This window comes from Streptomyces katrae, assembly GCF_000966975.1.
Classification (GTDB): domain Bacteria; phylum Actinomycetota; class Actinomycetes; order Streptomycetales; family Streptomycetaceae; genus Streptomyces; species Streptomyces katrae.
In genome coordinates this window covers 1-11677 of sequence record NZ_JZWV01000699.1, presented here as the reverse complement: position 1 = coordinate 11677, position 11677 = coordinate 1, and the positions used below count along the sequence as shown (strand labels likewise).

Annotated in this window: 7 protein-coding genes and 4 pseudogenes; 1 reads left to right on the top strand and 10 read right to left on the bottom strand. The window is 68.7% G+C overall.

Features of this window, described 5'->3' with window-relative positions; translation table 11 throughout:
• Positions 1 to 635 precede the first annotated feature (635 nt).
• The 3 genes from VR44_RS24435 to VR44_RS24425 form a co-directional block, all read right to left on the bottom strand.
• On the bottom strand, positions 636 to 1628 hold the full coding sequence (locus VR44_RS24435) for a hypothetical protein (protein ID WP_045949736.1): 993 nt from the start codon (positions 1626 to 1628) through the stop codon (positions 636 to 638).
• Between the two features lie 1384 nt (positions 1629 to 3012).
• Entirely contained in the window at positions 3013 to 4524 is a 1512-nt protein-coding gene (locus VR44_RS24430) for a hypothetical protein (RefSeq protein ID WP_245692153.1), read from the bottom strand.
• A 496-nt stretch (positions 4525 to 5020) separates the two neighbouring features.
• Entirely contained in the window at positions 5021 to 5170 is a 150-nt protein-coding gene (locus tag VR44_RS24425) for a hypothetical protein (protein ID WP_157880394.1), read from the bottom strand.
• 347 nt (positions 5171 to 5517) lie between these two features.
• Between VR44_RS24425 and VR44_RS46470 the strand changes: the two are divergent.
• A pseudogene (locus VR44_RS46470) lies at positions 5518 to 6635 on the top strand (IS630 family transposase).
• 14 nt (positions 6636 to 6649) lie between these two features.
• Here the strand turns inward: VR44_RS46470 and VR44_RS24415 are convergent.
• The 7 genes and pseudogenes from VR44_RS24415 to VR44_RS24395 all read right to left on the bottom strand — a co-directional run.
• Positions 6650 to 7237 carry a GNAT family N-acetyltransferase gene (locus VR44_RS24415; RefSeq protein ID WP_045949734.1) on the bottom strand — a complete coding sequence of 196 codons (588 nt, stop codon included), beginning with the start codon at positions 7235 to 7237 and terminating at the stop codon, positions 6650 to 6652.
• Positions 7238 to 7348: 111 nt separating this feature from the next.
• Positions 7349 to 7641: pseudogene (locus tag VR44_RS42885) on the bottom strand (IS5/IS1182 family transposase); the annotation flags it as partial.
• 16 nt (positions 7642 to 7657) lie between these two features.
• Positions 7658 to 7966 carry a hypothetical protein gene (locus tag VR44_RS45260; RefSeq protein ID WP_157880393.1) on the bottom strand — a complete coding sequence of 103 codons (309 nt, stop codon included), beginning with the start codon at positions 7964 to 7966 and terminating at the stop codon, positions 7658 to 7660.
• 48 nt (positions 7967 to 8014) lie between these two features.
• Positions 8015 to 8351: pseudogene (locus tag VR44_RS47465) on the bottom strand (NF041680 family putative transposase); the annotation flags it as partial.
• Between the two features lie 112 nt (positions 8352 to 8463).
• Positions 8464 to 9756 carry a zeta toxin family protein gene (locus tag VR44_RS24410; protein ID WP_052713801.1) on the bottom strand — a complete coding sequence of 431 codons (1293 nt, stop codon included), beginning with the start codon at positions 9754 to 9756 and terminating at the stop codon, positions 8464 to 8466.
• Positions 9756 to 10034, bottom strand: a complete 279-nt coding sequence (locus VR44_RS24405) for a hypothetical protein (protein ID WP_052713800.1) — start codon at positions 10032 to 10034, stop codon at positions 9756 to 9758. Before VR44_RS24405 ends, VR44_RS24410 begins: the two co-directional genes overlap by 1 nt.
• Positions 10035 to 10881: 847 nt before the next feature.
• Positions 10882 to 11677, bottom strand: a pseudogene (locus VR44_RS24395) (hypothetical protein); the annotation flags it as partial.

Here is an 11677-nt window from a genome sequence, read left to right as displayed (position 1 = left end):
GAGGCCGTCATCGAGGTGCTGGAGCCCGCGGCCTGCTCCCCGCACCCGCGGGGATGGTCCCCGATCGCGATCTTTCAGCAGACCGTCACACAGCTGCTCCCCGCACCCGCGGGGATGGTCCCCATGCCGTTGGCATCAGAGGTGGTGGAGTCAACTGCTCCCCGAACCCTCGGGGATGGTCTTCAGGGGGCCGGGCAGTGGCACCGCGCGGCGCCTGCAAAGTTGGGGCCACAGCACTACGGGGTGGACGCGGCGGATCTTTCCCCGGGCAGGCCGGTCCAGGTGGAGCGATTAGCGGACGGGCGCTGCTGCAGTTCCTCGCCGCGGTAGGGCTTGTACCTGTCCCAGTACGCGGCGGGGTCCTCTCCGGGCGTCAGGCGGATGCGGTAGACCCGTAGCGGTGGCCGGCCGCGAGGTGGGTCCGGTAGTTGATGGTGTGCCGGTAGCGGCGTTCGATGCTGCGGGCGGCCTGAGCTCCGCCACAACGATTCCCCCGGCGGGGCGGGGGCTGGTTCGAGTGGTGGTGCGTCGGTCAGGCGGCGTCCTCCTCGGCCAGGCCGAAGACGGTGGCGTAGCGTCCGAGCATCTCAGCGGCCTGCTGACGCTGGGCGGGGTCGGCGGTGCGTGTCCGGCACTCACGCTGACGGCGCCTGCTTGAAGGTGTGCGTGCGGTGCCAGCGGAAGTAGGGCTCCCGCTTCGGGTTCCACCAGGTGACCGTCCGGCCAGCGAGCCGGGTGTGGATGTGGGTGTCTATCTCGGGGATGTCCGCGGCGAGGGGACTGGCCTGGATGGTGCCGTTCTCGGCGATGGTGATGTAGCCGTGTTCGTAGAGGGAGTCGCAGCCCAGCGTGCAGGCGAGCATGGCGATGTTGGCCAGGTCGCGCTTCTCTTCGTCGGTGCACATGGCACGCTTCTTGATGTGTGCCCCGATCAGGAGCGTGCCGGGCAGTATCCGTCCGCACAGCGCGCACTCGCCGGTGGGACCGGGCAGGAGGCGGCGCTTGAGGGCGGCCTGTTCGCCGCGCTGAGCACGGATGGCCTTGCGCTCGAGTTCCCCGTCGTAGGCGGCGACCGCCTCCTCGTCCTGGCCAGGATCGTCCGCCAGGACGGCGGCGGGGGCCGGATCCAGCGTGAGAAAGTTCTGGAGGGTGTCGCTGTCGTCCTCGCCGAGGACGGTTATGCCCATGATGTTGCGCTTCGGGTTCCAGCCCAGGAGCTCGCGGATCTCAGTGATGGGGATGTCAAACCCGCGGGTGCCGGACAGGGCGTACATGTACTCCCAGGTCTGGCCGTCGTCGTTGGTGTCCCACAGCTTGGTCGCCAGCGCGGGACTGCGCCACATGAGGGCTATGGTGCCGCCGAAGTAGGCCTTCTTGTCACCGGTGAAGAACACCCAGTCGCCCGGGCTCATCTTCTTGACCTGCGCGACGTTGACGTTCTTCTTTCCGGGGACGATGCCCCACATCTGGGCACGTCCCTCGGGGAACAGCTGCTTGAGCTGGTCCACGACACCGGGCTCGAGCAAATGGGCGTGGGCCTGGAAGTCGACGGAGCTGGCGATCGTGTCCTCGTAGTGCTTCCTGACGACCTTCTCGGACCGGCGTGCCGGCTGCATTACGATGCGCATCAAGTGGCCATCTCCGATTCATGTACTTATCAGACCGATCGTGGAGCTAATCGTAAGGATACGTACAGTCGTTGAACACGATGTCTTCAACCGGCTCTTGATCCGTTGGCCTCCAGGATGCCCTCCGGGGGCCGGTTGTCGTGCCCTTGGCTGTCCAGCTTCCAGCCGGAGGCCCTCGACGCCGAAGCGGTTAACTTCCCGAGCAGGGGCGGATCTCTTCTCCTCCCGCGGAGAACACGACGCCGCCCCCCCCCGTGTCCCTGCTCCCCTCTCGGAGAAGAAACAGGCTCGACGTCCACCGCCGTCGTGCATCCGGCACCGCATTCTTCACGGGCCTGGGGGCTTGCCTCCCCAGGAGGCTAGGCAGTTCCCACAGCCGCACAGTTTGGATGTCATTGGCAATCGTGAGCAGACGGCCGTCGGGAGAGAACACCAGCGGGCCCACGGTGTCGGGATGACCATCCGCGATGCGCAGCAACGTGTAGCCCTGCGCCGGAGGCTGCTGGGGGCTGTGTGCCGTCGCGGGACGGCGACTTCCGAGGGAGCATCCAAGGACGGTGCCACCGTTTCATGGGGGGAGTGCGGTGGATGCCAAGGGCCGAGTGCGAGGCTTTGAGATTTCGACTTCTGGCCAACGACTGTGCCACCGTTTGACCCGCACATCATCGCGGCCCACGGAGCGGCCATCCTGGAAGAGTGAGCAGGGTTCGACCCAGAACAATCAAGAAGTCCAGACACGGCAGGCGCTTGCCGGCCCAGAGCCTCCTGACTGCGGAAACCGACAGCGGGCACGCCGGGGGTGCGGCCGAAGCCACCACGCACAGCGCGGGCTGGCCGCAAGCGGTGCGGCGGCGCAGGTCCATCGCGAAGCCAGCCACTCTGCGCATAGTCGTCCGGGTTCGGCGGCGCCATCCCCACGGTCGGCTCGCTCACGTGTCCCCCTGACGTGCGGGGTGATCCACCGTAGAACCTGCTGATGTGACCAGCGCCGAAAATGGCCGAACACCCTGCCAGCACCGTTCGTTGTCCGGCGGGGACGGGTCGGCCCGCCGCCCGGCTTGGGCAGGGACGACACCCCCACCTCGCTGAACGCAGCGGTCGGCGAGCATGCCGACGGCAAGAACGACACAGCCGCCATCACTAGGACGAAGCGCACCCGCACGGGGACCGATCTGGTCCCGCCTGAGCGTGAGCAGTCGTAGAACGGGGGCGTGGCTGCGTAGGTGTGAAGCGAGAACGTTCGTGGACGAGTCGCAGAATCAGTTGCCCGTTGCTGGTGTTCTGAATGTTGATGAGTGCCGGAGACGCTGGCCCGGCGTGTTGGCGTCAGCCGATGGCAGACAGCCATTGCCCCATGCCCGTGTCGCCGCGTGGGCCTCGTCACTCAGCGTCCGGCTGCCGTGGGCGGGGTGGCGGCGCCGTTCAGGCAGTGGTCGAGCAGTGTGTGCATGCGGGGCACGGGGAGGGACGGGTTGGCCGCGGCGCCCTCTGCGGTGCCGAGGTCGGTGAGGAGGGTTTCCAGGGTCTCCGGTGTCAGGATCGGGTTGGCCGCGGCTGCCCGGCGGACTGCATCGTCGGGGTCCGCCAGAGGAGGTTCGGGCAGGGTGGGGTCGGCTAGGGTGGGGTCGGCTGCGGCCAGGGCGCGTACCTGGGGGTCCGGGTGGCCGATGAGGTGGGTGTGGCCGGCCCGGGGGAAGGCGGGCAGGGTCAGCAGGTGCGGGCGGTGGGCCGGGCGGGTCACGAAGACATCCAGGAGGAGATACGGCGGGGCCAGTGGGTGGTGGCAGGCCAGTCGGATCCGTACCTTCTCGTCTTCGTCCGATGCCAGTGTGTCGACGAGTTCAGCAGGCAGACCGGGCCAGCTCGCCGCGACTTGGCGGAGCACCGGTTCCTCGGATGCCGCGCAGGTGGCGTACCAGTCGGGCGACGGCTCGGTGGACGGCTCCGTGATCGGGCAGGTGCAATCGGGGCCGTGGCCGACGACCCTGTGGACCGCCTCGAATTCGTCCCAGGTACGGATGGAGGGCTGGAGACGGGCACGCATCCGCACCTCCTCGTCCGGATCCTGCCTCAGCTCCTCCGCCTCCGGTCCCAGGTCGGGCCGGGTGGCGACGAGCCTGCGGATCTCCGCATCGGGGTGGCGGACGAGCCGGGCGAGGGCGTCGGCCGGGGTATGGCGGTTCACGGCCAGCGGATACACCTCGTCGTTCGCGAAGCACCGCTCGACGACCGCGGTGACAGGGCACAGGTGCTGAGCACGGACACCGCGTGGCGTGATCCGATGGGCGGCAGCTCGGCCTCCACCGCCTCCGGGTACAGCTGTCGACTTCCCTTCCTGGCTGCTTCCCGCGGCGGGGTCGGGGTCGTCAAGCAGGGCAGTGCGCTGCGCAGCGGTGAGCGACCGCCACTGGAAGGCGGCGTACAGGCGGAGCGCAGGGTGATCGTGACCAGCCACGTCCCGAGGGAAAGACGGAGGGACCTGCCGGGAGGACCAGAGCTCCCAGACGATCTCCTTTTCGGTGACCTTGCCGTCCTCGCCTCCTTCTTGGGCGGTCAGAAAGGTGACGAGGATGTCGTCCGGCAGGGGCCGGACCCACCGGGGCGGGCGCCGGGAGCCGCCGGCGAGGTAGGCACGGACGAGCCCTGATGGGTCCGATGCCAAGGGAGCGAGTCGTGCGGGGTCGACGTGGAGGTTGCGAGCGAGGGCACGACGGATCCGCTCGACCGGGTGGCGCAGAGCCGCGTCGATGACGGCGTCGGGCAGGTCGCGGCCCTCGCACATCAGCAAGCCGGCCTCACCGGACGCCTCGTCCAGGAGGCGTATCAGCACGTCGGCGGGGGCCGCCGCGTTGAAGGCGACGCCACGCAGCCACAGTTCACGGAGAGAGTCGGACACCGCGTCATTTTGCCACCTCGACTCCTGAACCGGGCCGCCCGCCTACCGCCCGGCCGGCACTGACTGGCGGCTCGGTCCGCAGGGCTGCGAACCTCGCGGCGAGGCTTTGGTCCATCACGTGCACCCTGACCGTGCCCAGCACGCCGTCAAGCTCCGCACTAACCCCAGCGGCGGATGCACGTGTTGTCTGGAGCAAGTCAATCAACCGGGCATTGCTGAAACTCGGCTACATCGTCTTCCGCGCCCACGGGGTGTCCTCGCTCCCGGACAACAGACCTGATCGTGCTCGTCGCCTTCATGGCCTTGGCAGTTGCCGTGCACCGTGGCCGGGCCGACGGCATTCACCACGGTCACCAGCGTAGGCCTCGGCCTGTTCGCCATTTGGCGCTCCACTCAGTCCCGCCAGCCTGACCAGCGATTGGACGGCCGCGCCCCGCTGTCGGGCGCATAGCAGATGGCAGCGCGGCGCAGGGTTTGGTCCATGGCGTGTCGCAGGTCAACCGCCCCAGCGGGCCACGATGGCGTGATCGACGCGGAAGAGGGCGCCGCACTCCGCGCAGTACGCACTGCCGAAGACGTAGGTCAGCTTGCCCGCGACTTCGGGCTGACCATCGGCGAGAGCACGCGCGTGGAGCCGCTTGGCCAACCCGGCAGCGGATCCGCAGGACCACTGCTGCGACGCCCCGGGCAGCCGCCGCCCCCGCACCGCCCACGGCGCCTACGCCGCGTGCCTCTGCCTGATCCGCAGCACTCCCGGCGAGCCCGGTCCGATCACCCCGGGGGCGTGCTGGTCGCCGGCACGGCCGACGTCCAGCGCGTCAGCCCTTCCGGCGCGGCGAGTGGCAGAGCCTGCGCGAGATCGGCCGGAGGTATCAGCTAGGCCACTGCGAAGGAGGCCGGGGCGGCCGTGCTAGTGCTGTGACCGGGAAGGTTCGCCGGGTTGCTCGTTGTGCTGGTCGGATGTGACGACGTCGGCTGGCAGGGGAGGCGGTTATGGCGTTGCCGGTCGGGGTCCGCGGGCTGACCGTGCAGGATGGGCAGAAGCTGCAGCAGATCGTGCGGCGGGGCAGTACCAGCTCGGTGCGGTTTCGGCGGGCGATGATGCTGGCGTCGGCCGGCGGCAGTACGGTCCCGGTGATCGCGCGGCTGGTTCAGGCGGATGAGGACACCGTCCGCGACGTGATCCACCGCTTCAACGAGATCGGGCTCGCATGTCTCAACCCTCAGTGGGCGGGAGGCCGTCCCCGCCTGCTGAACCGTTACGACGAGGACTTCGTCGTCCAGACGGCCACCACCCGGCCGACCATGTTGGGCAAGTCCTTCACCCGCTGGTCGATCCGCAAACTCGCCGACCACCTGCGGCGCAGCATCTCCCGGCCCCTCCGGATCGGCCGGGAGGCCCTCGCTGTCTGCTGGCCCGCCGGGGGATCTCGTTCCAGCGCACCAAGACCTGGAAGGAGTCGCCAGATCCGGCTTTCGACGCCAAGCTGGCCCGGATCGAGTACGCGGTCAACGAGCGTCCGGACCGCACGTTCGCCTTCGACGAGTTCGGCCCCCTCGGCATCCGTCCCACTGCCGGATCCTGCTGGAAGAGGCAGGGTCAGCCAGACCGGCTGGCGGCGACGTTCCGCCGCACCCACGGCATCACCTACTTCCACGGCTGCTACTTGGTCGGCGACGACAAGCTGTGGGGCATCAACCGACGGCGCAAGGGCATCGACCACACCTGGGCCGCCCTGCGACCGATCCGAACCGCACGCTCGTACGGTGGACCCGTCTACGTGATCCTCGACAACCTCTCCGCCCACCTGAACTGGAAGTTCCGCAGGTGGGCGGCGAAGAACAAGGTCGAGTTGTGCTTCACCCCGACCTACGCGTCCTGGGCGAACCCCATCGAGGCCCACTTCGGACCGCTGCGGCGGTTCACCCTGGCCAACTCCCACCATCCGAACCACACCGTCCAGACCAGGGGCCCTGCACGCCTCCTGCGCCGGCGCAACAAGAACACCCGCCACCCCGACGTCCTCGCAGCACAACGACGCGAACGCGCCCGTATCCGCAGCGAGAAGGGAATCCGCTGGGGCGGCCGACCACTACCAACCGCAGCCTGACCACCCTCACAGCATCAGATGTCGCCGTGCACCAGGGCGTGCAGATGCTCGTCGTGCCATCCGTCTTCGTGCAGCAGGGCGCTACGCATCGTGCCTTCGAGGGAGTAGCCGGCCTTCGCCGCTACTCGGCATGATGCCTCGTTGGCTACCGCATGGCACAGCCGCAGCCGGTGCAGCCCAAGGTCGTCGAACGCCCACTGACTGACGCGCTTCGCCGCCTCGACCACGGCGCCCCGCCCGCGTCCTGCCGGCAGGATCCAGTACACGATTTCAGCACTACCGCCACTGAGGTCGATGTCACCCCAGCCAATCAGTCCCATCGCCTGACCACCATCGGGCCGGGCGATGGCCCATATCGCGCTCTGCTCGTTCTCCCAACGCTCGCGCATACGCTCGATCCGCTTGCGCGCTTCCTCCCGCGAGGTCACGACGAGCCGGTTCCACTGGCGAATGGCCGGTTCCTGGGCAGCGGCTACCAAAGCATCGGCGTCTTTGACACCCCAAGGGCGTAGCTCCAAACCGCTGGGCAGAGCCAGCACGGGCTGCTTCATTTTGGCCATGTGGCCTGCGGCGACGACGGGCGGAATGGGCGAGGTGATCATCGCCGCATCGTGCCATAGCCCTACACCTACAGAACCCGCGACATCCGGTGCCTGCCCATCAACCCGGTGAACCTATGCGGTCAGAGCACTAGGGTCTGTGTGATGTTGTGATCAGTCGGCGTCTTTGAGGAGGTCGTCGATCCAGATCACGCGGCGCGGAGGTGGAGGCCGGCGAGGTAGCTGTCCGGGGTCTTGTCGTGGCGGGTGGCGATGCCGCGCCAGGCCTTTAGCTTGTTGATCAGCCGCTCGACGGTGTTCCGTTCCTTGTAGAGGCCGGCGTCGTGACTGACGGGCCGGCCGCCTTTTGCGCCCTCCTTCTTCCGGTTGGCGGCCTGGTCCTTCTTCTCGGGGATGACTGCCTTGATGCCGCGGCTGCGCAGGTAGGAGCGGTTGCCGCGTGATGATCCGCGATGGGTCGTGCTATCGGCTTGCTCCCGATTCAGGGCTTGGGTGGATGCGGCCGCTGCAGGATCCGGGCACCTGATCGGGTTCCCAGGTGACTTCGAGGGCAGTTCTGTGGAACTCGCGTCCGAGTTCCACCAGCAGCGCGGCGGCGGCCTCCTTGGCCTGCTCGGCGGTAGCCGTGATGGGCACTCTGGTCAGCCGCCCACAAATGAGCGTGCCGTCTACGGTGGTGGTGCTGTGGCGCCAGCCGCTCGGTGTTGCCAGCAGGACGATGTCCTTCGGTATGCCGTACGGACCCCTCTTCAGTCCCGGGTTTTCTCTCATGCATCCATTCAACTGGACCAGTTGCGGTTCATCGCCGCGGGGTGGACCTCATCGCTTGCGTCGGGGTTTGGTGCCCTTCTGGTGATGGGCGGGTGGGATATAGGCCTCGCCGGTGGCGTGAACGCCGCCGACGTCGTGGCGTGGTGCCAGATGGCGGTTCTTCGATCCGAGTGGTTCGGCCGGGGCCGGGCCGGGTGGGTTTCGGTGCTCACCCGGGTGCTGGGGTCTTCGTGTGGAGGTTCCTGAATCCGCGTCGGACGCGGGCGGGGGTGAGCATGTTCGGTTCGGCCGGTCTCTCCCATGGCCGTCGGAGGTCGGTGGCCATGGGGCGGGCAAGGCGGAGCTGGGTGTGGGCGGCGATCACCATCCAGGTCGAGCGGCCGGCTCCGTCGGCAATGCTCCTGTGTTCAGCGGTGCCCCGTGCGCCGACTGGTCCTGCCGAGTGCCCTCGCTCAACGCCATCACGTCATCCGAGCCCTCGCCGCAGACCGCAGCGGCTACAAGGGCCGCGACGGGCCCTCATGCTCCGGCGGCCGGATGCGCGGTGCCTCCTGAGCCGGGCGCTGTACGGCTGCTTCGAGCGCGGCCTGGTGGTTCCGGCCGGCAGTCTCCGCCTTGTGGACCGAGGGCGGCAGCATCCGGCGACGCTCCTGCTCGGCGCTGAGCGAGGAAACGACCACCTGCAACCCCGCGATCCGTTCGGCAGCCTGCGCCGATCGCGCGGACTCGTACAGCCGGTCCTCCTCAAGGGAATGCCGCGCCCGCTCGAGGTCAGCAGCCGATGCCCCGCGCTCGGCGAGCAGCGCCAGCCGCTCGTCGAGGGAAGGCTGGGGCGTCCGCCCCGCGTCCGTCTGCCGCTCAGCTGCCTGGACGGCAACCGCCGCACGAGCTCCCTGCGTGGAGAGCTCGTGATCGCTCAGCAGAGGGAGAGGATGCAGCGTCGGCCGGGCCAGCTGGTTGATACAGGTCAGGGAATCCGCCCACTCAGGCCCCATTTCCAGGTGGAGCTTGCCCTGCGATTGGAGGAAGTCAGCGCTCTCCGGAACCGTCCACGGACGGGAACGCTCCTGCGTTATCGCCTGCGCCAGGCCCGGTTGCCGCTGCCACTGCCCGAAGTCGTCGAGGACATTGGAATACCGGGGTTCACCCTCGCCTCTGCGGAAGACCGAAACGTGATCGGCCAGTGCATGCTCGTCGACGAGCCGGGCGAGTTCGAGGATCCCGCTGTAGGACTGCTCGGCATTCGCCTGGACCGTCAGGCGGCCGCTGCCACGCTCCTTGACCTGCTCGTGATACCGGTTGACGATTCCCTGGTTGCTCATGGCCTCGGACACCCCCATGGCCACGACCTCGACACGGAAGCCGCTTCCCCGGTAGGCACGCATCGTCGCCGCCACCGCCTCGCCGTCTTGCGAGGTCTCCTGGATGACGGCGTTCAACCGGTTCTCACGCACGTAGTCATGCGCCTGGGCCATCCACCTGCGGCCGTCCGCCCGCGTGGAGGCCGCCATGAGTTTGTCATCCTGCTGCATCAGGTGGGCGTACTCCGGGTGGAACGGCTTGTACAGGTCGCTGTCCACGTCGATGAAGCCGCCGCGCTTGTTCAAGGCGTTGGCGAGCATGTGGCCCACACGGGTCTTGCCGGCACCGGGCTGGCCGACCAGGAACACCACCGTCCGCTTCTGCTGCGGCAGGCGCCCGGCGAACTGATCGGGGACGATCTCGCCGAGGAAGTTGCCTCTGTTCTGAGCCTCCGGTAACAGGTACCGGGCAGCCTCGGGGTCGGTCATCAGTCCTCCATCAACTGACGCGTCAGAGCGGCGTAACGACGGCGGACCTCGGCGATCTGCTCGTGGTCGGCCGGGTCGAGCTGCTCCCGGACCTTGGCCAGCTCCCCACGCCGCTCGCGCCAGAGCCCGACCAACTCCCCGTCGGGCGCAGCCTTGCTGCGCTCGGCATGGATCCGCGCCGTGTACGCGCCGACCGCTCCGTTGATCGCTTCGATTGCGGCCTCGTAGGCCACCGACTCTTCACTCGACCACTGGAAACCGGTGATCGATGCGATCACCGGTTCTTCCGATGGTGTCGAAGCCGACATCGGCATCGTCCCCCTTCAGCTGATCTCAACTGGCTGGTCCAGTATGGCTGGGTGCGATGGGGCGCCGCGCAAATGGCCGGCCTGGGACAGCTGCCTGAATGCTGTCCTGGCGAGCCGGGCGTACGTGGTGCACCGGCGCCTGGCCGAGCTTCCGCAGGCCGTCGTCGACCGGGGTGGAACAGAGTGGCCCCGTTGGCCCGCGTCTAGCTTTCCGGCTATTAAACGTCTGGCACGGCGACGAAATCCTCATCGATACGCGTGATCAATCGGCCCAAGTCCCGTTGGCTCCGGGCGGAAGGTAAGGCATTGCCACTCCAGGTCATCGCGGGCATCTCCCACCCCGGCGAGTCAGACGCCGACGTGAACACGCTGGCCCCCAGCCCTGCGCGCACCGCATGGGACACGCTGTCCAACCTCATGGCGTACCTCCCCCGCTGCGTGGCGTACGGGACGCTGGTTCTGCTCGGCCATCTGCCCCTGCGCGCCGCCCGGCGTAGCCGAGTACGAGGCGGACCGGAGCGCGGCACGGGCCGGCTCGACCGGTGGCGCGGCGTGGACGACACCCGCCCGCCGACGCATCTGCTCCGCCGGCGTCTCGCGCTGGGCGAGCCGAAAGTCGGGCCAGCCCGGCTTCGGGGACGAATGGGCCGTCGCAGTCGCGGCGGAGCTCGCCTCGGGCCGAGCCGCTGGGGCCCGGTAGGTCGGCCGCGGCCACGCCTCCTGACCGAGTCGCACGGGCAGTGGACCGTTAGATGCCTCCCCTTCGGCCTCCGGACCCGGAGGGAGGGGCGGTGGTGTGCGTGACCGCCCACGGGGGTCAGCCCCAGCAAGGGGTGGGTGAGCCGTCCGGGTCGAGTCCGTACGGCCACCGCCTCTTGCTGTCGTGGCGCGGTATGCACCCGGTATTGGCCTCCTCCACGTGCAGGGCTTCGGCGCCCTGGGTGTCTCCTGCCTCCTCGAGTTGTTTCGCCAGGCGGGCCAATGCGTAGTGGCTACCGGCACGGGCAGCTTCCCGGACCAGGGCCATGGCTTCCTCTTCGGAGTGACGGCGGCGGAACACGGCCACTCCGTCCAGCGTCTCGCCGCCGTCTCCGGCGGCTACGGCCTCACGGGCGAAGGCCTCGGCACTCTCCCTGTCGCCGGCCTGCTCCCGCCCCAGCGCCAGATGGTTGAGCGGATCGAGCTCCCCAGCGGCCGCAGCCTGCCGGGCGACCGCCTCGGCACCGGTGCGGTCCCCGGCAAGCTCCCGCGCATGCGCAAGCCTTGCGAGGACTTCGTGGTGCCCGGCCCGGTGGGCCCGCATGGCGAGGGCTTCGGCACCCCGCTTGTCGCCGGCGTCCTCCTGTGACCACGCCAGATAGGCCAGCCCCTGTGCGTTGCCCGCGGCGGCTGCCCGTCGGGCGAATTCCTCGGCACCCTCCAGGTCATGGGCCGCCTTGCGCAGCAATGCCAGCTTCATCATCGCCTCGGTGTGCCCGGCGTCGGCGGCCTCTCGGAGCATGGCCTCGGCGCCCTCACGGTCACCGGTCCGTTCACGCAGTGCCGCCAGCTCCCTCAGCGCACCCGGACGCCCGGCGGCTGCGGCCTGCCGGGCGAGTTCCACGGCGCCGTAC